Source organism: Nocardioides sp. CCNWLW239, from assembly GCF_037137035.1.
In the GTDB taxonomy this organism is placed as follows: Bacteria; Actinomycetota; Actinomycetes; order Propionibacteriales; family Nocardioidaceae; genus Nocardioides.
Window position 1 is genome coordinate 337,444 of sequence record NZ_JBBBNW010000004.1, and the last position, 23,763, is coordinate 361,206.

25 protein-coding genes are annotated in these 23,763 nt (G+C 70.2%); 8 read left to right on the forward strand and 17 right to left on the reverse strand.

The window, feature by feature from the left end; all coding sequences use genetic code 11:
- Positions 1-12 precede the first annotated feature (12 nt).
- The 5 genes from WBG06_RS18640 to WBG06_RS18660 form a co-directional block, all read right to left on the reverse strand.
- Positions 13-531: a glycine cleavage system protein R gene (locus tag WBG06_RS18640; protein WP_336738449.1), complete on the reverse strand. Its 519-nt coding sequence runs from the start codon at positions 529-531 to the stop codon at positions 13-15.
- A 72-nt stretch (positions 532-603) separates the two neighbouring features.
- Positions 604-1,311: a hypothetical protein gene (locus WBG06_RS18645; protein WP_336738450.1), complete on the reverse strand. Its 708-nt coding sequence runs from the start codon at positions 1,309-1,311 to the stop codon at positions 604-606.
- Positions 1,312-1,408: 97 nt separating this feature from the next.
- Positions 1,409-2,323, reverse strand: a complete 915-nt coding sequence (locus tag WBG06_RS18650; RefSeq protein WP_336738451.1) for a Ppx/GppA phosphatase family protein — start codon at positions 2,321-2,323, stop codon at positions 1,409-1,411.
- Positions 2,320-2,829 (reverse strand): DUF501 domain-containing protein, encoded by a 510-nt coding sequence (locus tag WBG06_RS18655; protein ID WP_336738452.1) that lies wholly within the window; start codon positions 2,827-2,829, stop codon positions 2,320-2,322. The genes WBG06_RS18650 and WBG06_RS18655 overlap by 4 nt, the downstream gene beginning before the upstream one ends.
- A gap of 4 nt (positions 2,830-2,833) precedes the next feature.
- A complete protein-coding gene (locus WBG06_RS18660) occupies positions 2,834-3,433 on the reverse strand; it encodes an FtsB family cell division protein (protein ID WP_336738453.1) in 600 nt (199 codons plus the stop codon).
- A 222-nt stretch (positions 3,434-3,655) separates the two neighbouring features.
- On the opposite strand from WBG06_RS18660, the gene WBG06_RS18665 reads away from it, so the two are divergent.
- Complete coding sequence (locus tag WBG06_RS18665; RefSeq protein WP_336738454.1) at positions 3,656-3,994, forward strand: hypothetical protein; 339 nt, start codon at positions 3,656-3,658, stop codon at positions 3,992-3,994.
- A gap of 77 nt (positions 3,995-4,071) precedes the next feature.
- Here the strand turns inward: WBG06_RS18665 and eno are convergent, their stop codons facing one another.
- Positions 4,072-5,349 carry a phosphopyruvate hydratase gene (gene eno, locus WBG06_RS18670; RefSeq protein ID WP_336738455.1) on the reverse strand — a complete coding sequence of 426 codons (1,278 nt, stop codon included), beginning with the start codon at positions 5,347-5,349 and terminating at the stop codon, positions 4,072-4,074.
- 221 nt (positions 5,350-5,570) lie between these two features.
- On the opposite strand from eno, the gene WBG06_RS18675 reads away from it, so the two are divergent.
- Complete coding sequence (locus WBG06_RS18675) at positions 5,571-7,919, forward strand: esterase-like activity of phytase family protein (protein WP_336738456.1); 2,349 nt, start codon at positions 5,571-5,573, stop codon at positions 7,917-7,919.
- 61 nt (positions 7,920-7,980) lie between these two features.
- On the opposite strand, the gene WBG06_RS18680 is transcribed toward WBG06_RS18675, so the two are convergent.
- On the reverse strand, positions 7,981-8,334 hold the full coding sequence (locus tag WBG06_RS18680; protein WP_336738457.1) for a winged helix-turn-helix transcriptional regulator: 354 nt from the start codon (positions 8,332-8,334) through the stop codon (positions 7,981-7,983).
- Between the two features lie 92 nt (positions 8,335-8,426).
- Here WBG06_RS18680 and WBG06_RS18685 point away from each other — a divergent pair, with 92 nt between their 5' ends.
- Positions 8,427-9,050 (forward strand): malonic semialdehyde reductase, encoded by a 624-nt coding sequence (locus tag WBG06_RS18685; RefSeq protein ID WP_336738458.1) that lies wholly within the window; start codon positions 8,427-8,429, stop codon positions 9,048-9,050.
- A gap of 126 nt (positions 9,051-9,176) precedes the next feature.
- Positions 9,177-10,646: an MFS transporter gene (locus tag WBG06_RS18690; protein ID WP_336738459.1), complete on the forward strand. Its 1,470-nt coding sequence runs from the start codon at positions 9,177-9,179 to the stop codon at positions 10,644-10,646.
- Here the strand turns inward: WBG06_RS18690 and WBG06_RS18695 are convergent.
- From WBG06_RS18695 to mfd, 6 genes are all read right to left on the reverse strand, one after another.
- The gene (locus WBG06_RS18695; protein WP_336738460.1) at positions 10,574-11,002 is read right to left on the reverse strand and encodes a MazG nucleotide pyrophosphohydrolase domain-containing protein; all 429 of its coding nucleotides are present in this window, start codon (positions 11,000-11,002) and stop codon (positions 10,574-10,576) included. The genes WBG06_RS18690 and WBG06_RS18695 overlap by 73 nt on opposite strands.
- Complete coding sequence (locus tag WBG06_RS18700; protein ID WP_141803230.1) at positions 10,999-11,580, reverse strand: NUDIX hydrolase family protein; 582 nt, start codon at positions 11,578-11,580, stop codon at positions 10,999-11,001. Before WBG06_RS18700 ends, WBG06_RS18695 begins: the two co-directional genes overlap by 4 nt.
- Positions 11,581-11,640: 60 nt before the next feature.
- Complete coding sequence (locus tag WBG06_RS18705) at positions 11,641-12,093, reverse strand: hypothetical protein (protein WP_336738461.1); 453 nt, start codon at positions 12,091-12,093, stop codon at positions 11,641-11,643.
- The gene (locus WBG06_RS18710; protein ID WP_336738462.1) at positions 12,053-12,670 is read right to left on the reverse strand and encodes a MarR family transcriptional regulator; all 618 of its coding nucleotides are present in this window, start codon (positions 12,668-12,670) and stop codon (positions 12,053-12,055) included. Before WBG06_RS18710 ends, WBG06_RS18705 begins: the two co-directional genes overlap by 41 nt.
- Positions 12,671-12,725: 55 nt before the next feature.
- The gene (locus WBG06_RS18715; protein WP_336738463.1) at positions 12,726-12,899 is read right to left on the reverse strand and encodes a hypothetical protein; all 174 of its coding nucleotides are present in this window, start codon (positions 12,897-12,899) and stop codon (positions 12,726-12,728) included.
- 72 nt (positions 12,900-12,971) lie between these two features.
- The gene (gene mfd, locus WBG06_RS18720) at positions 12,972-16,568 is read right to left on the reverse strand and encodes a transcription-repair coupling factor (RefSeq protein ID WP_336738464.1); all 3,597 of its coding nucleotides are present in this window, start codon (positions 16,566-16,568) and stop codon (positions 12,972-12,974) included.
- Positions 16,569-16,674: 106 nt separating this feature from the next.
- On the opposite strand from mfd, the gene WBG06_RS18725 reads away from it, so the two are divergent.
- The gene (locus WBG06_RS18725; protein WP_336738465.1) at positions 16,675-17,688 is read left to right on the forward strand and encodes an aldo/keto reductase; all 1,014 of its coding nucleotides are present in this window, start codon (positions 16,675-16,677) and stop codon (positions 17,686-17,688) included.
- On the opposite strand, the gene WBG06_RS18730 is transcribed toward WBG06_RS18725, so the two are convergent.
- Positions 17,642-18,082, reverse strand: coding sequence for a MerR family transcriptional regulator (locus WBG06_RS18730; RefSeq protein ID WP_336738466.1), 441 nt, complete (start codon positions 18,080-18,082; stop codon positions 17,642-17,644). The genes WBG06_RS18725 and WBG06_RS18730 overlap by 47 nt on opposite strands.
- A gap of 43 nt (positions 18,083-18,125) precedes the next feature.
- Positions 18,126-18,881: an SDR family NAD(P)-dependent oxidoreductase gene (locus tag WBG06_RS18735; RefSeq protein ID WP_336738467.1), complete on the reverse strand. Its 756-nt coding sequence runs from the start codon at positions 18,879-18,881 to the stop codon at positions 18,126-18,128.
- Positions 18,882-18,953: 72 nt separating this feature from the next.
- Between WBG06_RS18735 and WBG06_RS18740 the strand changes: the two genes are divergently transcribed.
- Complete coding sequence (locus WBG06_RS18740; RefSeq protein WP_336738468.1) at positions 18,954-19,547, forward strand: TetR/AcrR family transcriptional regulator; 594 nt, start codon at positions 18,954-18,956, stop codon at positions 19,545-19,547.
- 224 nt (positions 19,548-19,771) lie between these two features.
- Positions 19,772-20,470 (forward strand): M15 family metallopeptidase, encoded by a 699-nt coding sequence (locus WBG06_RS18745; protein WP_336738469.1) that lies wholly within the window; start codon positions 19,772-19,774, stop codon positions 20,468-20,470.
- A gap of 26 nt (positions 20,471-20,496) precedes the next feature.
- Here WBG06_RS18745 and WBG06_RS18750 read toward each other — a convergent pair whose 3' ends face one another.
- Positions 20,497-21,294, reverse strand: coding sequence for a siderophore-interacting protein (locus tag WBG06_RS18750; protein WP_336738470.1), 798 nt, complete (start codon positions 21,292-21,294; stop codon positions 20,497-20,499).
- 73 nt (positions 21,295-21,367) lie between these two features.
- Positions 21,368-22,072, reverse strand: coding sequence for an arsenate reductase/protein-tyrosine-phosphatase family protein (locus WBG06_RS18755; protein ID WP_336738471.1), 705 nt, complete (start codon positions 22,070-22,072; stop codon positions 21,368-21,370).
- 273 nt (positions 22,073-22,345) lie between these two features.
- Between WBG06_RS18755 and WBG06_RS18760 the strand changes: the two genes are divergently transcribed.
- A complete protein-coding gene (locus tag WBG06_RS18760; protein ID WP_336738472.1) occupies positions 22,346-23,761 on the forward strand; it encodes a polysaccharide biosynthesis tyrosine autokinase in 1,416 nt (471 codons plus the stop codon).
- Positions 23,762-23,763: the final 2 nt, after the last annotated feature.

The following is a 23,763-nucleotide window of genomic DNA, read 5'->3' on the forward strand; positions in this document are numbered from 1 at the left end:
CGTTGATCCCGCTCACAGGTCGTCGGCCTCGATCGGCCGCAGGGTGGCGTCGACGCCGAGCTCCTGGGTGACCCGCTTGATCGACGCCTCGAGCACGGCGACGTCGGCGTCGGCAGGCAGCTCGAGCTCGGCGACGACGACGTAGAGGTCGCCGGAGAGACGGGTGGTCAGGTCGGTGATGTTGCCGCCGACGGCAGCGATCTCGGCGGTCACGGTGGAGACGATGCCGGGACGGTCACCACCGTGGACGGAGAGTACGAAGAGCTGACCGGCGGCGGCCGGAGCGTGCTCCTCGGGGAGCTCGTAGACGGTGACCGTGAGAGTGCCGTCGGACGCGATCGGCTCGAGATCGGCCTGGATGGCCTCGGTGGTCGCCTCCCCGGCGCAGAGCAGCGTCATCGCGAAGTGACCTCGGAGCCGCGTCATCGTCGAGTCCTCGAGGTTGAGTCCGAGTCCGGCCAGACGGGCGGTGGTGTCGGCGATGATCCCCGGACGGTCGTGGCCCAGGACGGTGATGGCGTGGATGGTCACCACACCATTGTCACCCGCGGTCCGCCGAGAGCGGACCGCGGGTGACTCAGATGGAGTGCGACGGCTGGGTGATCAGCCGCGGAACCACTTGTCCTGGGCCTCCTCGGAGGGGTCGACCGGCTCGGGAGCGAACTCGGGCGTGCCCTCCGGGGTCGGCTTGACCACGGTGTCACCGCCGCCCAGGTCGTCGTAGGACGCCGTGTCGGTGTCCTTGGGCGGGGCCGGGACCTCGGTGGCGTAAGGGTCCGCCGGCGCGATCGGGTCGGTGAGCGGGTCACCGGTGACACCGGCCTGCGGGGCAGACGGCGCCGGAGGCGCGGGCGGGTAGCCGCCGTACTCGCTGGACGAGGACGACTCCGGGGCTGCGGGAGCAGCGGCTGCGGCCGGGGACTCGGCGACGAAGGCGTCCTCGGCGTCGGGCTCGGTGGTCGAGTCCGGGGCGGTCGCGGGCGCGGACTTCTGGTCGGAGTCGTGGAGGTGCAGCTTGTCGGAGGCAGCCCCGGCGGCGGCCGTGACCTTCTCCTTGGCCTGCTCCGCGTACGGCCCGGCCTTCTCCTTCACCGCATCGGCGTAGGGACTCGCCTTGGCCTTGGCGGCCTCGGCATAGGGAGCAGCCTTCTCCTTGAGGGGCGCCGCCTTCTCCGAGGCGGTCGCGAGGGCCGACTGGACGCGCGGGTCGTGGGTGACCTTGTTCGCGCCGGCCTTCAGCTGCTCAGACTTGTTCTTGACCAGCACGCCGACACCCGCGGCAGCGATGGCAAGCAGGATGAGCTTTTTCACTTCTTGACCTTCCGAGAGACAGCTTTGCTTCTGTTTGGGTTACGCCGGTGAACACAAACCTAAGCGCCAAACACAAAGATCAAGTCCCCCGACATGCCTAGTCTCTAACGGACCAGGCGATTCCGTCGAGGATGTCCGACTCGGAGACCAGAAGAGATTCGACATCCGACCGCTTCAGGATCCGGCTGAGGATCAGTCCACCGGCCGCGATCACGTCAGCTCGCCCCGGATGCATCCACGCCAGAGCGAGCCTCTCCGCGACGGTCATCGCGAGCAGCCGCTCGAGGAGCCCGTCGACCTCGTCCGGGGTGAACTCGGCGTGGTCGGTGGCGGTGCGGTCGTACGCGGTCAGCTCGAGCAGCCCCATGGTCAGCTGGACCGCGGTGCCGCCGACCACGACCACGGAACCGGCGGCCGCCGGATCGACGGGGCAGGCATCGAGGTGCGCGTCGATGTCGCGTACGCAGGCCTCGATCTCATCCTGCGTGGGCGGGTCGGAGCGCAGATGGCGCTCGTGGAGCCGTACGGAACCGATGTCCATCGAGTGGCTGCTGGTCGGCATGGGGCCGTCGCCCAGGATCAGCTCGGTCGAGCCGCCCCCGATGTCGATCACCAACAGTGGGAGCGTCGGGGTGCCGCGCAGGTTGCGGACGGCGCCGCCGAAGGAGAGCGCCGCCTCCTCGGCCCCGGTGACGACCTCGGGAGCCACCCCCAGCCGAGCGCGTACGCCGTCGGTGAAGGTCGACGCGTTGGCGGCGTCGCGGGTCGCCGAGGTGGCGACGAAGCGCACCTTCTCGACGCCGTGCTCGCGGATCAGCGCCGCGAACTCATCGATGGCACCGAAGGCCCGCTCGAGGGCCTCCTCGGCGAGCACGCCGGTGCGGTCGACACCTTGGCCGAGGCGGACCATGCGTGCCTCGCGTACGTCCTCGGTCAGGCCGTCGGCGGTGACGGTCGCGATCAGGAGCTTGATGGTGTTGGTGCCGCAGTCGATCGCAGCAACACGAGTCACTGCTCCTCGTCCTCGAGCTCCAGATCCACGCAGGGTCCGGACTTCCACCACTCGCCGAGGCGCTCGAGCACCTCGTCGCCGAGCGGGTTCACGCCCGGTCCCTGGGCCAGCGCCTGACCGGCGAGGACGTGCAGGCACTTGACCCGGTTCGGCATCCCACCTGCGGAGATGCCGTGGATCTCGGGAGGGTCACCGAGCTCGTAGCGAGCCTCGAGGTAGGCCTCGTGAGCCTTGGCGTAGGCGGCGGCGAGCTCCTCGTCCTCGGCCAGCCGCGCCTCCATGTCCTTCATCACGTGGGTGCCCTCGAGGGTGCCGATCTTCGAGGCGGCCCGCGGGCAGGTGAGGTAGAAGGTCGTGGGGAACGGGGTGCCGTTGGGCAGTCGCGGCTCGGTGGTCACCACATCGGGCAGCGAGCACGGGCAGCGGTGCCCGACCTCGTGGATCCCCCGTGGCTCGCGTCCCAGCTGCGCCGTGATCGCGGACACGTCCTTGGGATCGATGGCCATGTCTTCAGTCTTTCTTCTGCTTGGGCGGGTCGATCTCCGACTCCGGCCCGTCTCCAGTCTGCTCCGGCGGGTCACCGGCCAGCAGCACGGAACCCCACGCATCGTCCCACCACGCCTTCGGCTGCTCGGCACTGCCCACCTTGCCGGGGTCGGTGAGCTCCGGCTCGGTCTGGATCCGCTCGCCGTTCTCGTCGAGGGCGACGTAGGCGGTCTCGCCCGGCATCACGTAGCCGAACCGTTCCCGGGCCTGCTGCTGGACGTAGGCGGGGTCCTCCCAGCGACGAGTCTGCTCCTCGAGCAGCTTGATGTGCTCCTTGCGCTCGGCGATCTCGGTCTGCAGGGCGTTGATGTCGTTGCGCTGCTGGATGTAGGCACGGAGCGAGGAGGCGTAGGAGATCACCATCACCGCGGCGACCACGATGATCATCATCGCCCGGCCGGTGAGCTTGGGCCGGCGCAGCCGCTTGCGCAGCGCCTCGATGCCACCGCTCGACGCCTGCCGGACCGGGAGAGGGGCGCGCGGTCCTCGTCCCGGCCCCTGCGGGGCACGGGGTCGTCGGACGCGCTTGCTCTGACTCTGCTGTCCCGGTCCCTGCGTTGCCACGAGGCTCATCCTCCCATCCGAGACCAGCGACTCGGTGCATCTGTCCCGCCGAGCCGCGCCGAGTCCGACCCGGATCGCGCCGCCATAAGGTAAAACGTGACGAGCAGCCTCCGCGAGGCACCGGCAGGTGTGGCCGACAGCCACGCTGTTCACGCGTGCCCTGCTTCTCGGGGATCTGGGAACCGTTCCGAAGATCAAGCGAATTGTGCGAGGGGATCCATCATGAAGTTCAACACCCGACGACTGGCACGTGTCATCGTCGTCCCGGCCGTGTGCGCGCTGGCGCTGAGCGCGTGCGGCGGCGCGGATCGACCGACCGCGGACGAGCTGTCCGAGTCGCTGAAGGGCGGGAAGGCCGCCGAGGTGCTCAAGCTCCCCAGCAGCGTCCCGGAGCCGGCCGTGGACTGCATCGCCAAGACCCTCGTCGACTCCGACATCTCCGACGAGGCGCTCGCGAACCTCATGGAGGGCAAGGACAACACCCGCGAGGAGCAGGACGAGGACGTCATCGAGGGCCTCTCGGACGACATCCAGAAGTGCGTCACCGACGCGATGAAGTAGACCTGCGCGAACGAGCTGTGGCCCGGTCGGAAGACCGGGCCACAGCTCGTTTCAGGGCCTGCCGAGGGCCGCCTGTCTCAGGCCTGGTAGCGCGGGAAGGCGGAGGCGCCGGCGTAGCGGGCGGCCTCGCCGAGCTCATCCTCGATGCGGAGGAGCTGGTTGTATTTCGCGACGCGCTCCGAGCGGGCCGGGGCGCCGGTCTTGATCTGGCCGGAGCCGACCGCGACGGCGAGGTCGGCGATGGTGGTGTCCTCGGTCTCACCGGAGCGGTGGGACATCATCGTCTTGAAGCCGGCGCGGTGAGCCATGTCGACCGCGTCGAGGGTCTCGGTCAGCGTGCCGATCTGGTTGACCTTGACCAGCAGCGCGTTGCCCTGACCGCCCTCGATGCCGCGGGCGAGACGCTCGACGTTGGTGACGAACAGGTCGTCGCCGACGAGCTGGGTCTTGTCGCCGATCGCGTCGGTGATCGCCTTCCAGCCGTCCCAGTCCTCCTCGTCGAGGGGGTCCTCGATGGAGACGATCGGGTAGGCCGCGACGAGCTCCTCGTAGTAGGCGGTCATCTCCTGGGCGGTCTTCTTGGCGCCCTCGAAGAGGTACGCCCCGTCCTGATAGAACTCCGAGGCGGCCACGTCGAGCGCGAGGACGACGTCCTTGCCGAGCTCGTAGCCGGCCTTGCCGATCGCCTCGGCGATCAGGTCGAGGGCGGCACGGTTGGACTCCAGGTTGGGCGCGAAGCCACCCTCGTCACCGAGACCGGTGGCCAGGCCCTTCTCCTTCAGCACGGACTTGAGCGCGTGGTAGACCTCGGCGCCCATGCGCAGCGCCTCGGCGAAGGTCGGCGCGCCGATCGGCGCGATCATGAACTCCTGGATGTCCACGTTGGAGTCCGCGTGGGAGCCGCCGTTGAGGATGTTGAGCATCGGCACCGGGAGCACGTGAGCGTTGGGGCCACCGACGTAGCGGAACAGGGACAGGCCGGCCGAGTCCGCCGCCGCCTTCGCGACGGCGAGCGAGACGCCGAGGATGGCGTTGGCGCCCGCCTTGGCCTTGTTGGGCGTGCCGTCCGCCTCGATCATCGCCTGGTCGATGGCGCGCTGGTCGTCGGCGTCGAAACCCTCGATCGCGGGGGCGAGCGTCTCCACGACGGCGGTGACGGCGTTCTGCACGCCCTTGCCGGCGTAGCGCTCGCCACCGTCGCGCAGCTCGACGGCCTCGAAGGCTCCGGTCGAGGCGCCGCTGGGCACCTGGGCTCGGGCAAAGGTGCCGTCGTCGAGGACGACCTCAACTTCAACGGTCGGGTTGCCTCGCGAATCGAGGATCTCGCGGGCGCCTACGGCGTCGATCGAAGCCACTGAACTACTCCTGGGTCAAGGACGGGGTGATGTCCGTCAGCCTATTACCCGGCCGGATGGGCCTGGCGATTGGAACGTTAACCGGACAGTAGGGGTGTGACGAGGGAGGCCCACCTGGTGTTCATCGGGGAGTCGGCCGACGGCAACGTACGCGACGCCTCGGTGCGGAGTGTCACCGAGATCGTTCGTCCCGGTAACTGATTTCCGAGAGGAACCCCGACATGCAACTCCTGCACAACCGACTCACGCTGGCCGGTATCGGCGTCCTGGCCATCGGGGGCCTGGGCGTCTCGATGGTGACCGTCCTCGGTGACACCGCCGCCGCGGGACCCGGCCGGCACGGCGAGTTCAGCCGGCTCGCGACGTATCCGGTCTTCCAGAACGTGCCGGCCGGGATCGACCCGGCCGACGCGACCGTCGCCGAGATCTCGGCGGTCTCCCAGGACGGGAAGACACTGGCGTACACCGACGCGGCCGGCGGCCGGATCGGCTTCCTGGACATCACCGACCCCTCCGCTCCCGAGGGGCTGGGCAGCCACGACGTCTCCGGCGGCAAGGGCGGCTCGCCGACCTCGGTCTCGATCGTGGGCGACCATGCGCTCGTCGTCGTCGACGAGTCGACCTACCCAGGCCTCGAGGACACCGCGTGGGAGGACGAGGAGCCTGCCGTCGGCACCCGTGCCGGGCGGATCGACGTGATCTCGCTGGCCGCGCCGCACGAGGAGGTGGCCTCGTACGATCTCGGCGGCCAGCCGGACTCGATCGCGGTCAGCCCGGACGGGAGGTACGCCGCGATCGCGATGGAGAACCAGCGCAACGAGGCCGCCACCCCTGCCGACGGCGAGGAGGGCGACCTGCCCCAGGCGCCTGCCGGCTCGGTCAAGGTCGTCGACCTCGACGGCGCACCGGAGGCATGGTCGATCACCGACGTGGCGCTGCCCGCATCGGTGCTGCGGGGGCTGGACACGCCGGAGGACGCCGAGCCGGAGTACGTCGACATCAACGCCGACAACCAGCTCGCGCTGACCCTGCAGGAGAACAACGGCGTCGCGATCATCGACCTGCCGTCCGCGACCGTCGAGACGGCATGGAGCGCCGGGAACGCGGTCGTCGAAGGCATCGACGCGAGCAAGGACGGGCGCTTCGACCCGGTCGACACCATCGACGCGCCGCGCGAGCCCGACGCGATCCAGTGGGTCGGGCCCGGCCTGGTCGCGACGGCGAACGAGGGTGACTGGAAGGGCGGCACCCGCGGCTGGACGGTCTTCCGTGCCGCGACCGGCGAGGTCGTCTGGGACGCCGGATCCAGCTTCGAGGACCTCGCCACGAAGTACGGCCTGCACAACGACGACCGCGCCGCCAAGAAGGGTGCCGAGCCCGAGGGTCTGGCCTTCGACACCTTCGGCGGCGTGCCCTACGCCTTCGTCGGCTCGGAGCGCAGCAACTTCGTGGCCGTCTACGACATGCGTACGCCGTCGTCCCCGAGGTTCACCCAGGTGCTGCCGGCGACCAACGGACCCGAGGGGTTGCTGCCGATCCCGTCGCGCAACCTGCTGGCGATCTCCTCGGAGGAGGACTCCGCCGAGGACCTGGTGCGAGCCTCGGTCTCGCTCTACGGTTTCGGGCGGAAGCAGTCGTCGTCCTTCCCGACGATCGAGTCGGCCTCCCGGGACGGCAAGCCGATCGGCTGGGGCGCGCTGGGTGCGCTCTCGAAGGTGCCCGGCGAGCCCGGGAAGCTCTACGCCGCCAGCGACGCCGCCTACGCCACGGGCCGCATCTACACGGTGGATGTCCGCCGGTCGCCTGCGGTGATCCGTGATGTCCTCGAGGTCACCGACTCCTCCGGCGAGGTCGCCGCGAATCTCGACGTCGAGGGCCTGGCGGCCCGTCGTGGCGGCGGCTTCTGGATCGCGAACGAGGGCGCGACGGGCACCGGCAACACGTTGCTCCGACTCGACCGTGGCGGCCGGATCGCCGAGACGGTTCCGCTGCCCGCGGAGATCGCCGAGAAGGTCGGCAAGTGGGGCCTCGAAGGCGTGACGGTGACCGGACACGGCCGCCACGAGCAGGTGTACGTCGCGCTCCAGCGCCCGCTGTGGGCCGACTCGACGGCGAAGAAGCCCGGTGTCGACGGCGCGAGCACCGCCCGGATCGGTCGCTACACCCCGGCCACGGGCACCTGGGAGTGGTTCGGCTACGGCCTCGAGCCGACCTCGGCGGCCGGCGACTGGATCGGGCTCTCCGAGATCACCGCCGTCGACGAGGACACCCTCGCCGTGATCGAGCGTGACAAGCAGAACGGCACCACGGCGGCGATCAAGCGGGTCTACACGGTCGACGTGCCCCGCCACGGCACCACCGGGCTGCGCGCCGTCGCTCCGCTGCGCAAGCGCCTGGCCTACGACCTGCTGCCCGCGCTGCGGAAGACCAACGGGTGGACCCAGGAGAAGCTCGAGGGGTTCGCGGTCGGCGCCGACGGCCACGCCTACGCGGTGACCGACAACGACGGCCTCGACGACGCCACCGGGGAGACGGTCTTCCTCGACCTCGGCAAGGCGTTCAAGCGCTGAGAGAGACCGTCACAACGGCCCGTCACCGCTCGGTGGCGGGCCGTCGCGGTTCGTGGACCGATCAGTCCTCGGGGCAGTCCCCGGCCGGCAGGTGGGTGCCCGCCCACTCGGTGAGCGCACCGAGGGTCGGCGCGAGCGCGGCGCCGGAGCCGGTGAGCGCGTAACGGACCGCGACCGGCGGCCCGGGGTCGACCTCGCGGGCGAGCAGGCCGAGGCCGGCGAGCTCGCTGAGCCGCTCGGAGAGCATCGAGTCGCTGATGCCCACGACCGCACGCTTGAGCTCGGCGAAACCCAGCGGTCCCTGGGTCAGGCTGCCGAGGATCACCCCGTTCCAGCGCTTGCCGAGGAAGTCGAAGGCCCGCACGAGCGCTGCGTTGCACACCTTCGGATCGTGTGTGGGCGTCGTCGCGGGCATGCCCCCAGGGTACAGGAGCAACCCGAAACCCGAGGAACTACTATTTTCGAAGTAACCGGAATATCCCTAGCAACACCGGAGTTCAGAGCAACATGACCGAGACCACTGCCCTCGACACCATCACCCTCGAGAAGCTGGACAGCCGCGGCCGCGAGATCGTCTTCACCGGCGCCCGCACGTCCAACACGTTCGCCGACACCCCCGTCACCGACGACGAGCTCGCCGACATCTGGGAGCTCACCCGCTGGACGCCGACGATGGCCAACACCCAGCCGCTGCGCATCGTGTTCGTGCGCACCGCCGAGGGCAAGGAGCGTCTCCTTCCCCACATCGAGGAAGGCAACTTCGCGAAGACCAAGGCCGCTCCGGCGACCGCGATCGTCGCCTACGACAACAACTGGCACGAGGAGATCCCGCACGTCTTCCCGATCCGGCCCCAGATGAAGGACTACTTCGAGGCCGACGAGACCGCCCGCCATGGCGCCGGCGGCTGGTCGGCGGGCCTGCAGGCCGGCGCCTTCATCCTCGCCGTCCGTGCCGCCGGCCTGGCCGCGGGCCCGATCGCGGGCTACGACGGCGTCGGCATCGACAAGGAGTTCTTCCCCGAGGGCAACTGGACCACCAAGATGGTCGTCAACATCGGCCACCCCGGCGAGAACCCGTGGTTCGACCGGCTTCCCCGGGTGGCGGCCGAGACCGCCGTCAGGTGGGCCTGAACCAGGAGCGTACGAAGCGCCCATCCCGCCACGGGATGGGCGCTTCCTCGTTCTCCCGACCGAGTGGCCGCGATCACACGGCAACCGGCCAAGCAACACAGTTAGCCAAGCTAAACTTTCGTCACGATGACCACGCCACGCAGCCGCCCCCGCCTCACGTTCGCAGTCATCGCCATCGGCGTGTGCTCGTACTCCCTCCTGCAATCGGTCTCCGTGCCGACCATGCCCTTGGTCCAGGACGAGCTGAACACGGACCAGGCGACCGCGTCCTGGATCCTCACCGCCTTCCTGCTCTCGGCATCCGTCGCGACGCCGATCATCGGCCGGATGGGCGACTCGTTCGGCAAGCGCCGGATGTACGTCTGGAGCCTGGCCGCCCTCACCGCCGGCGCCCTCCTCGCTGCCGTCGCCCCCAGCATCGAGGTCATGATCGCCGCCCGCGTGCTGCAGGGTCTGGGCGGCGGCACCCTGCCCTTGGCTTTCGCAGTGCTCCGTGACGAGCTGCCCAAGGACCGTGTCCCCGGCGCGATCGCGCTCACGTCGTCATTGCTCTCGATGGGCTTCGCGGCAGGGATCGTGCTGGCCGGCCCGGTGGCGGAGACCTTGGGCTTCCGCGCCCTGTTCCTGCTGCCCGCCCTCGTCGCGGCCGGTGCGGCGATCGGCACCCTCCGGCTCGTACCCGAGTCGCCGGTGCTCACCCGCGAACCGCTCCCGCTGATCCCGGCCGCACTGCTCACCGGGTGGCTCGTCGCCCTCCTCCTCGGGGTCAGCCAGGCACCGACGTGGGGCTGGACGGCACCGGCCACCATCGGGCTGCTCGGTGCCGCCGGCGTACTGCTGATCGCCTGGGTACGCGTCGAGTGGACCTGTGCGCAGCCCCTGGTCGACCTCCGGCTGATGGGCCGCCGGGGCGTGTGGAGCGCCAACCTGGTCGCCCTGCTGATCGGTATCGCGATGTACGCCTCCTTCGGCTTCATCCCCCAGCTCATCCAGACACCGGAGTCGGCCGGCTACGGGTTCGGCGCGTCCGTCACGGGAGCCGGCTACCTGATGCTCCCGACCGCAGTGGCCTCGTTCCTGTGCGGCCTGGTCAGCGCACGGCTGGCCGAGATCGTCGGGATGCGTCGGATCCTGGTCATCGGCGGGGCCATCACGGCCGTCTCGCTCGCCATGGTCGCCTTCGTCCACGACCAGCCGTGGCAGATGTGCATCGCCTCGGCCCTCTCGGGCCTGGGCACCGGGCTCGTCTTCGCCAACCTCGCCAACGCGGTCGTGGCCGCGGTGCCGCCCGAGCACACCGGCGTGGCCACTGGCATGAACGCCAACATCCGCACGGTCGGCGGCACCATCGGCTCCGCGGTCATGACCTCGGTGGTCACCGTCGAGACCCTCCCCTCGGGCTACCCCGTCGAGCAGGGCTACATCAACGGCTTCGTGTTCCTCGCCGTGGTCGCCGGTGGCGCCGCGCTCGCCGCACTGCTGATCCCGCGGTCTCCGCGACGCGTCGCCCCCGACGTACGTGGCTACTCGGCGGGGCGGGCACGCTCGGCGGCCTTGGCCGCCGACCAGAGCTGCTCGACCTCGTCGAGGGTGTAGCGGCGACCCGACTCGGCCTCGGGGCCGAAGACGTGCGGGTTGCGCCTCTTCATCTTGGCGGTGAGCCCGGCGACGACGTCGTCCATGGTGAAGTCACCCGCCTCCTCGGCGATGGCGGCATGGAAGTAGACCTGGAGAAGCAGGTCGCCGAGCTCGTCCTTGAGGTGCTCCGGGTCGCCCTCCTCGATGGCCTCGAGCACCTCCTGCGACTCCTCCCGGAGATACTTCGCCAAGGTCGCGTGCGTCTGCGACGACTTCCACACGCACCGCTCGCGCATCAGCCGCATCAGGTCGAGGAACTCGACGAGCCCCTCCCCCGAGGCGTAGGTCCTGGCCTCGTCGTCCGCTGGGCTCAATCCAGCGCCCCGAACGCGCTCAGGCACTGCCGCAGCAGCGCGCCCCGACCGCCCTCCATGTCACCGACGACCGCGTCGGAGGCGGCTTCGGCGGGCGTCATCCAGGACAGCTCGAGGGCATCCTGGCGGGGCTCGCACTCGCCGGTCACGGGGATGACGTAGACCAGCGAGACCGCGTGCTGACGCGGGTCCTGATAGCGCTCGCCGGGCCACGGGAAGTATTCGGCCACCGTGACCGGCACCGTGGTCAGCGGCAGCGTCGGGAAGGCCACCGGGCCGAGGTCCTTCTCCAGGTTGCGCATCAGCGCGTCGCGGATCCGCTCGCCGTGCAGCACACGACCGGAGACCAGCGACCGGGTGATCGTGCCGGTCGTGGGTGAGCCGCGCAGCAGCAGCCCGACCTCGGTGACGCGGCCGTCAGGATCGACACGCACCGGGACCGCCTCCACGTAGAGGATGGGCACCCGCCCGCGGGTCTCACCCAGCTCCTCCTCGGAGAGCCATCCCGGCTCGGTGTCCCACTCGTTGCCGAAGGGCTCCTCAGGGAAGGACTGCTCGCCGAAAGCCTCCATCGTCATGCGTCGATCCTGCCAGACGCAGGCGTACGTCACGGAGCAACGGCGCCGCAGTATGGACGCTCAGCTCGTGAGCCGCCTCACCGCCGCGTCGTAGAGCGTCTGCGCCGCCTCGGCAGCCACGTCGGCCGCGGCGACGGTGACCGGCTTGCCGAGGTAGTTGTTGGCGTTGCGGTCCAGGCGCATCACGTCGTAGTGGAGAGCGGCGTCGCGCGGCGGCGGGGTGTCGAAGACGGCGGCGAGGAACCGGCCGACCTTCACATGCCCACCCGCGCCGTACGTCGTCTTGTAGCCGTAGGCCGCGAGCATGGCCTCGCCGACGTCGTGGGCAGCCTTGTAGGCGAGGTTGTAGCGGTTCTCGGTCCGGGTGACGTTGGGTACGTCGGCGAGGGCCGACTCCGCGCCGCCGAGGAAGGCGCGGGCCTTCCTCTCGTCGGGTCGCACCGCCCGCAGTGCGCCGGAGCGTACGAGTGCGTCAACCGCCTTCTGCTGTGCCGGTGTCAGCGGCAGGGCCATCCGGTCCTCCTCCCACGATCTCGATCACCGGGTTGGCCCGGACCTCCTCGAGGAACCCGGTCTGCTCCGCGGCCTCCTCGGGACTCATGATCGTCGGATTGACGATCCGTCCGACGCTGTCGGAGATCTCTCGGCAGACCTCGTAGACGGCGCGTACGTCGGGCGTGCCGATCACCATCAGGTCGATGTCGTTCGGCGGGGGCCCCGGCTCCCCCTTCGCGCGGGCCGCGAACGACCCGAAGACGAAGGCTCGCTCGATCCCGTCGATGCCGTCGAGGGCCTCGTGGAGCAGCACCGCCGGACCCGTGACGGTCAGCAGGATCTCCCGGGTCGGCGCGAGCAGTGGGCTCTGCTCGTTGCCTTTCACGAGCCGGGTCCGGCCGACCCGGCGGTCGGCCAGCAGCCCCGCGTCGAGCAGGCGCGCGACCTCGCGGTGGACGGTCGGGTAGGGCAGCCCGGCCCGCTCGGCGAGGTCGGTCATGCTCATCTCCTCCCCCGGGAGCAGCAGCTCCGAGAGCAGCAGCGCCTGCGCCTCCGACCGGAACAGAGGCGCGAGCACCGGGGCCTGACTTCTCACAAAATGGATAATAACCTCCATTTTGTGGATATGTAACCCGCAGCGCGACCCTGAGTCAGGAAGTCGTGAACTCCTCGAGCTCAGCCGCGGTGAAGTAGTTCTGGGTCGTCGCGTCGATGCGAACCAGGTAGGTGCCGCGCTTCTCGTCGTGATGGACGACCGTGCCCACGTTGCCCGTCATCGTCGTGCCGGTGATGCGTACGGTCTGCCCAGTGCTGAATGTCCCCATGCCGGAGACGCTAGCCGGGCCGGTCTCACGAGAGCCTCACCTGCCGCCCAACACGCCGAGTCACCAGGCCGGTCAGGTGAGCGGGTCGATGATCGCGTCGATGACCACCCGGGCCCAGTCGAGGAGCTCGGGGCCGTCGAGCGGCTTGGCGGGGAATCCCGAGGAGACCGGGCGCGGGACCATGATCGTCTCCAGCTGCGGCTTGACCAGCGACTTCGGATACATCCGGTTGAGCCGGACGACCCGGGAGTCGGGCAGCGTGACCGGGTGGAAGCGTACGTTCTTGCCGGCCAGGGTGACCTCGGAGACGCCGGCCTGGCGGGCACGGGCGCGGAACCTCGCCACCTGAAGCAAGGACGACACCTCCGCGGGCGGCTTGCCGTAGCGGTCGAGGAGCTCGGCGGCGACCGACTCGACGTCCTCGTCCGAGCGCACCTCGGCCAGGCGCTTGTAGATCTCCAGCCGGAGCCGCTCGGAGGGGATGTAGTCGTGCGGGAGGTGCGCATCCACGGGGAGCTCGATGCGTACTTCGTTGAGCTCCTCGGCGGCACCGTCGGGTCCGGCCTTGAACTCGGCGACGGCCTCACCGACCAGGCGTACGTAGAGGTCGAAGCCGACGTCGGCGATGTGGCCGGACTGCTCGCCGCCGAGCAGGTTGCCGGCACCCCGGATCTCGAGGTCCTTCATCGCGATCGCCATGCCGCCACCGAGGTCGGAGTGCTGCGCCAGGGTGGCGAGCCGCTCGTGGGCGGTCTCGGTCAGCGGCTTCTCGCCCGGGTAGAGGAAGTAGGCGTAGGCGCGCTCGCGGGAGCGGCCGACGCGGCCTCGCAGCTGATGGAGCTGGCTCAGACCGAGGGTGTCGGCGCGCTCGATGATCATCGTGTTGGCGTTGGAGACGTCCAACCCCGACTCGACCAGCGTGGTGCACACCAGCACGTCGAACTCCTTCTCCCAGAAGTCGACCATCACCTGCTCGAGCTGCTTCTCGTTCATCTGGCCGTGGGCGACGGCGACCCGGGCCTCCGGCACCAGCTCGCGGATCCGGGCGGCCGCCTTCTCGATCGAGTTGACCCGGTTGTGGATGTAGAAGACCTGGCCCTCGCGGAGCAGCTCACGGCGCACCGCGGCGACGATCTGGCGGTCCTCGTAGGCACCGACGTAGGTCAGGACCGGGTGTCGCTCCTCGGGCGGCGTGGTGATCGTGGACATCTCCCGGATGCCGGTGATCGACATCTCCAGGGTGCGTGGGATCGGGGTCGCGGACATCGACAGGAAGTCGACGCTCGTGCGGAGGCGCTTCATCGCCTCCTTGTGCTCGACGCCGAAGCGCTGCTCCTCGTCGATGATGATGAGGCCGAGATCCTTGAAGCGTACGTCCTTGTTGAGCAGCCGGTGGGTGCCGACGACGATGTCGATGGTGCCGTCGGCGAGGCCCGTCATGACCTCGGCCGCCTCCTTGTCGGTCTGGAACCGGGACAGCCCGCGCACGTTGACCGGGAAGCCCGACATCCGCTCCATGAAGGTCGACAGGTGCTGGGAGACCAGCAGCGTCGTCGGCACCAGGACGGCGACCTGCTTGCCGTCCTGGACCGCCTTGAAGGCCGCGCGCACCGCGATCTCGGTCTTGCCGTAGCCGACGTCGCCGCAGACCAGCCGGTCCATCGGCACCGGCCGCATCATGTCCTGCTTGACCTCGTCGATGACGGCGAGCTGGTCGGCGGTCTCCTGGAACGGGAAGGCGTCCTCGAGCTCGCGCTGCCAGGGGTTGTCGGGGCCGTACTGGAATCCCTTGGTCGCCTGGCGGGCGGCGTAGAGCTTGATCAGCTCGGCGGCGATCTCGCGGACCGCCTTGCGGGCTCGCGCCTTGCGCTTCTGCCAGTCCGCGCCGCCGAGGCGGTCCATGCTCGGCTGCTCGCCGCCGACGTATCTGGTGACCTGGTCGAGGGCGTCGGCGGGGACGTAGAGCCGGTCGGGCGGGCCGCCCCGCTTGGAGGCGCCGTACTCCAGCACCAGATACTCGCGGGTCGCACCCTGCACCTCGCGCTGCTTCATCTCGATGAACCGGCCGACGCCGTGCTGCTCGTGGACGACGTAGTCTCCCGGCTTCAGCTCGAGCGGGTCGATCTGCTTCTTGCGTCGCGTCGGCATCTTGACCATGTCGCGCGTCGACGACTTCTGGCCGGAGATGTCCTCGCCGGTGAGCACGACCAGCTGGTTGGCCTCGTCGAGGAAGCCGTGATTGAGGCGGGCATGGACGACGGTGACGGTCTTGTGGACGGGCTTGGCCGTCTCGTCGTCTCCCTCGGCCAGGCGGGCCGGGATGTCCCGCTCCCCCAGTGCCTCGACCGTACGCTGCGCCGTGCCGTGCGCGGGCTGCACGACGACCACGCGGTAACTGTCGTCGCGCCAGCGCTCGATGTCGGCCAGCGCCGCGGCGGTGTCGCCGCGGTAGGCCTTCGCGGGCTGCCAGTCGATCTTGCGGACCGGGACGCCGACGACGTCCGGGTCGGCGAGATCCGTCTCGGCGTCATCCAACCCGAACGGGCTGACCGACCACCACGGCTTGCCCTGGGAGATGGCGTGGGCGCGTACGTCGGCGAGGTCGCGGTAGGAGGCCGCGGACAGGTCGATCGGGGCGACTCCCCCGCTGGCCGCGGCGGCCCAGGACGCGCCGAGGAACTCGTCGGCGGTGGCGACCAGGTCGTGGGCACGGCTGCGGATCCGCTCGGGGTCGAGGAGCAGGATGTGGCTGTCGTCGGGGATCAGGTCGAGCAGCAGCTCCATGTCGTCGACGAGCGCCGGTGCGAGGGACTCCATGCCCTCGACGGCGATGCCGGCGGCGATCTTGTCGGTGAGCTCGATCAGCGTGGGGTGGTCCTCACCCAGCTGTCGCGCCCGGTCGCGGACCTCCGGGGTCAGCAGGAGCTCGCGGCACGGCGGCGCCCAGAGACGGTCGATGGCCCCGCCGTGCTCCTCCGGGATGGCGCGCTGGTCGGCGACCGCGAAGTGGCGGATCGAGTCGACCTCGTCGCCCCAGAACTCGACGCGTACGGGGTGCTCCTCGGTCGGCGGGAAGACGTCCACGATGCCGCCCCGGACCGCGAACTCGCCGCGCTTCTCGACCAGGTCGACACGGGCGTAGGCCGCATCGGCGAGCTTCACGACGATGTCGTCGAGGCTCGCTTCCTGGCCCTTGATCAGCTCCACCGGCTCGAGGTCGCCGAGGCCCTTCACCTGCGGCTGGAGCACGCTGCGGACCGGGGCGACGACGACCTTCAGCGGACCGTGAGCACCGTCGGCATCGGGGTGACGCAGGCGGCGGAGCACGGCGAGCCGGCGCCCCACGGTGTCCGACCGTGGGGAGAGCCGCTCGTGAGGCAGCGTCTCCCAGCTCGGGTAGTAGGCGACCGAGTCGGGCGGGAGCAGGTCGGTCAGGTCGTTGACCAGATCCTCGGCCTCGCGCGACGTGGCGGTGACCGCGAGGACCATGCGCTCCTGGCGTACGAGACCGGTGACCACGAAGGGGCGCAGCGCCTCGGGCCCGGTGACGTCGAGCGCCAGCATCCGACCGCCCTTGGCCTCCGCCATCACCTCGCTCAGGGCGGCATCGCGCAGGACGAGATCGGCGAGCGGGGCGAGGATCACGGGTGACTCCAAAGTGACGGACATGCACGAGAGCCCCCGGCCGGAAAGAACAGGGGGTGCGGCACCAGTCTAGGAGACGCCCGTAAAGACGTTTGACTTCGAGCGCGCGCGAAGCCGGAGCGTGGAAGACATGCGATACACGACCATCGGATCAGGCGCCGGCTCCCGGCGCGTCAGCAAGCTCGCGCTCGGCGCGATGCGGTTCGGCACCGACACGGACATCGAGACGTCGTACGCGATCCTCGACCGTTTCGTCGAGGCCGGCGGCACCTTCGTCGACACCTCCAACAACTACGCCTACTGGGCGAACGGCACCCAGGGCGGCGAGAGCGAGACCGTGCTCGGGCGGTGGCGCCGCGACCGCGCGATCGGCGAGGAGCTCGTCATCGCCACCAAGGTCGGCGCGCGGCCCACGGATGTGGTCGAAGCGGTCGAGAACGGCTGGGAGAACCAGCGGACCCGGCGCTGGGAGGGGCTCGCCCCGGAGAACGTACGCGAGCAGGCCGACCGCTCCCGCGAGCGTCTCGGTGTCGAGCGGCTCGACCTCTACTACGCGCACGTGCCGGACATGAACGGGGTGCCGTTGGAGGAGTACGCCGCCGGCTTCGCAGCGCTGGTGAAGGACGGCGTCATCGGCCAGTTCGGACTGAGCAACCACTGGTCCTGGCAGGTCGAGCGGGCCCGGGCGGTCAACCCGGAGGCGGCGCGGCCGAGCGTGCTGCAGTATCACCACACCTACCTGCGGATGCGCACCGACATCCCCGACCCGCGGCTCTCGGTCGACGGCGAGATCGGGGTCGCCGACGCCTCGCTGCTCGCCTACCTGCGGGCGACACCGGGGCTGACTCTGGTGGCGTACACGCCGTTGCTCAGCGGGGCCTACACGAATCCGGCCAAGCCGCTCGACCCCGCCTACGACCACCCCGGGACCACCGCACGGCTCCGGGTGCTCGACGAGGTCGCCGCCGAGACCGGCGCGACCCGCAACCAGGTGGTGCTCGCCTGGATGCTCGGCGACTCGCTCCCGGTGATCCCGCTGGTCGGGGCGTCGTCGGTGGCGCAGCTCGACGAGAGCCTGGCAGCGGTGGACCTGGAGCTCAGCGAGGAGCAGCGGCGTCGGCTCGACGCTGCTGGGCGCTCGTAGCCCGGAGCTCGGCGTCCGGATCGGCCTCCCCCACGGCCGCCGCGTAGTAGGCGACCTTGAACTCGATCGCGTCCAGATGAGCGGCCGTCTCCTCGAGCTGCGCGCGCACCCGGTCACGGTGTGCGCGCAGCAGCTCGAGGCGTACGTCCTCGTTGCCCTCGCCGGATCGGACCAGCTCCGCATAGCGACGGATCTCCCGGATCGGCATCCCGGTCGCGCGCAGCCGGGTGATGAGCGTGATCCAGCCGAGGTCGCCCTCGGTGTAGGCGCGGTGGCCGGACGCGTTGCGCCCGACCCCGAGCATCAGCCCGTCCCGCTCGTAGTAGCGCAGCGTGTGCGCGGTCAGGCCGGTCCGCTCGGCCACCTCGGCGATGCTGAGTCCGTTGGGCGTCATGACATCGAGTGTCCCGGTTCGAGTGCACTCGAAGTCAAGCAGGTCAGAGCGCCGACCCGCCGGTCACGTCGATCGTCTCGCCGGTCACCCAGCGCGCCTGGGGTGAGGCCAGGAACCCGACGGCGTCGGCGATGTCCTCGGCCGCGCCGATCCGGCCGAAGACCGACAGCTGCTCCGCCTGCGCCCGCGGTCCGGGCAGGTTGATCCAGTCGGCGTTGATGTCGGTGTCGATCACCCCCGGAAGGACCGCGTTGACCGTGACCCCGCGCGCCCCGAGCGGGGCCGCCAGCGAGCGGGTGAGGTTGTTGATGCCGGCTTTGGACGCGGCGTACGTCAGGTGGGTCGGCGCCGCCACCCGGGTGTATCCCGTCGAGACGTTGATGACCCGGCCGCCCTCGCGCAGCCGCGGGGCGAGCGCCTGGGTCAGGAACATCGGCGCGATCAGGTTGACCTCGAGCACACGACGGGCGGTGTCCGGGTCGAGCTCGTGGAGCTCCTGGTTGCCGTTGATGCCGGCGTTGTTGACCAGGATGTCGAAGCCGTCCTCCTCCTCCAGCGCCGCCTTGGCCCAGGCCTCGGCGATGTCCGCGGCGGCCTGCGCACCGTCGGCACCCAGGTCCGCCTCGATCAGGACCGACCGGGCTCCGGCCGCCTCCACGAGCTTGGCGGTCTCCTCGGCGGCGGCGCGGTTCGACCCGTAGTGGATGCCCAGCAGGCCGATCCCGTCGGCAGCCAGACGTACGGCGATGGCGCGGCCGATCCCGCGCGAGGCCCCGGTGACAAGTGCGTTCCTGCTCATCTTCAGCTCATCTCATTTTTGTAGTGGTCGCTAAATTAACTCTTGAGCGATAATGTAGGGGTCGTTATGGAAATGCGCAAGCCCTCCCGCGGCCGCCCACGCTCCTTCGATGAGGACGCGGTGCTCGACGCTGCGATGCGGGCATTCTGGGAGCACGGCTACGAGGGCACGAGCGTCACGACGCTCGAGTCGGCGACCGGGCTCAAGGCACCGAGCATCTACGGGGCGTTCGGCTCCAAGGAGGCGCTCTACCAGTCGGCCCTGGACCGCTATGCGAGAGAGCACGGCGCTGTGCTGCGGCCCGACGGCCCGGTGCGCGAGGCCGTCGCGGAGTTCCTCCTCGAGGCCGCCGACCGGTTCAGCGAAGGCGGACTCCCGCCGGGCTGCATGATCTCCACGGCCGCCCTCGGCGTCGCAGCCGCGCAACGGGGCGTCGCCACGCGTCCGGCGAGGATGCGCGCGCAGACGCTCGACGGGATCGAGCAGCGGCTGCGCCGGGCCGTCGAGGCCGGCGAGCTGCCCGCGAAGACCGATGCCGCCGCGCTCGCACGCCTCGTCGGTGCCGTGATCCAAGGGATGTCGGTGCAGGCGATCGACGGCGCGAGCCGCGACGAGCTGCGCGCGCTCGCGACGATCGCGATGAACGCGTGGCCGACGGACGGGTGACCAGAGAGTTGAACGGAACGGCGAGAACCGGAGCCGCCATGCTGGCCGGCCTCGCCCTCGTGCTCGCAGGTTGCGGCGGGGCGCCCGAGCCCGGCGCCGACCCCGGCCCGTCGCCGACGACCGATGCAGCGTCCGGCGCAGCGTCCGGCTCAGCGACCGCCTCCGTGACCCCCTCACCGAGCGACGCACCGTCGTCTTCTGTGGCCATCCCGAAACCTGGTTCGGTGCCCCCGCCCTGGCTCGGCACCCGGGTGCTGAAGGAGGATGCCGAGGGCTTCGGGATCGCGGGGCCGACGCCGAAGGAGCTGCGCAACCGGGCATGGACGCTGCCGGACGTGGTGCCCATGCTCCCTGGGGACGGTTTCGCGGCCGAGGTCGACATCGCGCCCGACGAGGTCATCGCGCGCTCGACATGGGAGCCGGGATGCCCGGTCTCACGCCAGGAGCTGGCGTGGGTGCGGATGACGTTCTGGGGCTTCGACGGCGCCCGTCACACCGGCGAGATGCTGATCAACGCCCGGGTGGCCGAAGACGTGGTCGGGGTCTTCCGGCAGCTCTACGAGGCGAGGTTCCCGATCGAGCAGATGGACATCACCACGAAGGCAGCCCTGAACGCGCCGCCGACCGGCGACGGCAACGGCACCGGCGGTTTCGTCTGCCGCCCGTCGGTGGGCCAGACGTCGTTCTCCCAGCACGCCTACGGGCTGGCCGTCGACATCAACACCTTTCAGAACCCGTACGTCAAGGGTGACCGCGTCATCCCCGAGCTCTCCCGCTGGTATCTGGACCGTTCCCGGACGGCCCCCGGGATGATCCACGCCGACGATGTGGTCGTCCAGGCGTTCGCCGGCATCGGCTGGGAGTGGGGCGGCAGCTGGAGCTCGCTGAAGGACTATCAGCACTTCTCCGAGAACGGCACCTGAAGCCACCAGGCGCGCCGAGTCGGCGGTCAGGCGGACTCGGCGGCGGCGAGCTCGCGCTTCCACTCGCGGAAGGTCTCCTCGGTGCGGCCGCGGCGCCAGTAGCCGGAGATGGAGACGTCGGCCTTGGGTACGCCGCGCTCCTTGAGGAGGTAGGGGCGGATGCCGTGCATGGTGACGGCCGCCTCGCCGTGGACGAAGGCGTGGACGCGGCCGTCGAGCCACTTCAGCTCCCGGACCGCGGTGACGAGGGGCTGCTCGTGTCCTTCGGCGTCCTCGGCGGCGTGGTGGGTGTGGCCGCCGGTGACCAGCCAGGTCACCTCGACGCCTGCCGGGTGGTCGAGGGGCTGCTCGTGCCCCAGGGCCGGGACGTCGATCACCGCGTAGCCGCGGGCGTCGGCCGGCAGCGCGGCCAGGGCGGCGCGGATGGCGGGCAGGGCGGTCTCGTCGCCGGCGAGCAGGTGCCAGTCGGCATCCGGGTCGGGCGCGTAGGCGCCGCCCGGGCCGAGCGCCGTGAGGGTGTCACCGGGCTTGGCCGCGGCGGCCCAGGGACCGGCGTAGCCCTCCGTCCCGTGGATGACGAAGTCGATGTCCAGGGTGCCGGCCTCGACGGACGGGTTGAGTGCGGTGTAGGTGCGCACGACGGGGCTGTCCTGCTGCGAACTGCTCTCCGGAGGAAAGACCAGCTTGACGTAGCGGTCGGTGAAGATGCTCGACGAGAACGCGCCAAGGTCCTCGGAGCGGAAGCTCACCCGGATCATGGTCGGGCCGAGACGCTCGGTGGCGGTGACGACGAGGGCGGTCTCAGGCTTCGCGGGACGACTCATGTAGGCAAACCTAACTCGCTCCCAAACCGACCGCACCACACCGACCGCACCGGCTGCCGCAGACCCGGCTCGATCAGCCCGCCGACCGGGCCGAGTGCACGGAACGCGGCTGGGTCGACTCGGTCGGTTCGTCGGAGGAGGCGAAGGTGGGCAGAGGACGCTGTGGCCGGTTGACCAGCGACAGACTCGGCTCGAGCACCCGCAGCAGCGACTCGACATGGCCACGCGCCTCGGTCACCAGCCGTCTCGCCTCACGCGGCGAGCGCTTGCGCAGGTCGAGGAGGTCGTCGTCGGCCGGTCGACGGATCCGGCGCCGGGCCTTCTGCAGCGGAGCGAGCCGGACCAGCGTACGCAGCCGGGTGGCCGCATCCGCCTCCGAACCCGTGGGCCCGCCCAGCGCCGCACGCCCCAGCAGGTCGCCGAGCGCGGCGATCTCGACGATCGTGAACGTACGCTTGACCGCCGACGGCACCAGCCGGGCCACCTCGCTGCGATGAGAGCGTTCGGCGGTGATGATCAGGTCGGCCCGCTGGATGTCCTCGACGTCGAGCCGGTAGGCCTGGTGCCTGGTCAGCCGGGTCCCGGCGAGCGCCACCTCGGAGGCGATCATCGGGTCCATGTCATGGCCCTCGAGCGCTTCGCTGCCGGCCGAGATCACCGTGATGCCGTGCCGGGCGAGCCCACCGACCTGACCGACGCCCTCGCGGAGCATCGCCTCGATCGCCGGCGATCGTCGTACGTTCCCGGTGCAGACGACCAGGATCGTCGCGGTGTCCATCCTGCCTACCTTCGAACAGTTGCCTGACGATTCTCGAGCGTGCATCGCAGATCCACGCGGCCAACCCCCCGAACGTGACGGACAGACATTACGCAGTCGGCGTACGGCCCCAGAAACCAACGCCGGATCAATCCCCCATTTGGGGGAACGGACCGAGCTCATCGCCCGACCGTCCCGGAACCGGGTGAAGATGTCCGCTGGCCTCGTGGACCTGCCCTGACGGCGGCTGAGCCGCGGGCGATCAGCCTGGCAAGACATCGGATGGAGTGACCGTTGGACCTGCGCGACTACGTCGCCGCCCTGCGCAAGCGCTGGTACATCGTCGCGGTGCTCGCGATCGTCGGTGCCGGCGCTGCCTTCGCGCAGGCGCACGCGAGCCCGCCCCAGTACCGGGCGGAGAGCACGGTCTTCGTCTCGATCGCGCGCGGCTCGACGACCCAGGAGCTGGTCCAGGGTTCGACGTTCACCCAGGACATCGTCCAGTCCTACGCGAAGCTCGCGACGATGCCGCTGGTGCTCGACCAGGTCATCTACGACCTCGACCTGGACACGACCTCCAAAAAGCTGGCCGAGGAGATCACCGCCGAGAACCCGCTCGACACCGTGATCATCGAGATCGACGCGGTCGCCACGACCAGCACCGGTGCCTCTGACCTGGCCAACGCGGTCGCCGACGAGCTCACCACGACGATCACCAACCTCTCCCCCAGCTCCAACAAGAAGGCCGCGGTCGAGGTGACCGTGGTCGCCCGCGCCGACCCGCCCGAGGAAGCGTTCGCCCCACGTACGCGGCTGGCCGCCCTCGTCGGCTTCACCGCCGGATTCGGCCTCGGCGTCGCGATCGCCGTGGTCCGCGCCCTCCTGGACACGCGCGTCAGGACCGCGGCCGAGATCGAGCAGCTCACCGACGTGGGACTCCTCGGGGCGATCCCCCGCCGACGCGGCCAGCGGCGCTCGGGCGGCGCGGTGACGGCCATCGATCCGCACAACGTCGCCGCCGAGGCCTACCGGAGACTGCAGACCAACCTGCAGTTCCTCGACGCCTCCTCACCGGTCCGCTCCATGGTCGTGACCTCCTCGATCGGTGGTGAGGGCAAGTCGACGACCTCGATCAACCTGGCGCTGGCGATCGCCGAGCAGGGCCAGCGCGTGCTGCTCATCGACGCCGACATGCGCCGTCCGGCGGTCGCCGACTACTGCGGCCTGGAGGGCGCGGCCGGACTGACGACGGTGTTGATCGGCAAGGCCGACCTCGATGACGTCATCCAGGTCTGGGGCGACGCCAACCTGCACGTGCTCACCATGGGTGAGATCCCGCCCAATCCCGCGCAGCTGATCGGCTCGCCGCGGATGGCCGATCTGCTCGAGGAGGCCCGCAGCCGCTACGACGTGGTCATCCTCGACTCCCCGCCGCTGCTCCCGGTGGCCGACGGCGCGATCCTGTCGCGGCTGACCGACGGGGCCCTGGTGGTCGCCAACTGCCGCACGATCCACCGGCCGCAGGTCCTCGAGGCCATCGACAGCCTCGAGGCGGTCGACGCCCGCTGCCTCGGCATCGTCGCCAACCAGGTCCGCGACACCGCCGCGCACACCTACTACGGGCAGCCGGAACAGAGCTTGTTCGCCCGCCTCTTCTCCGCTCTCGTACGCCCCCGGGCACAGCACCACCACCCCGCTGCCGGAGCCTGAGC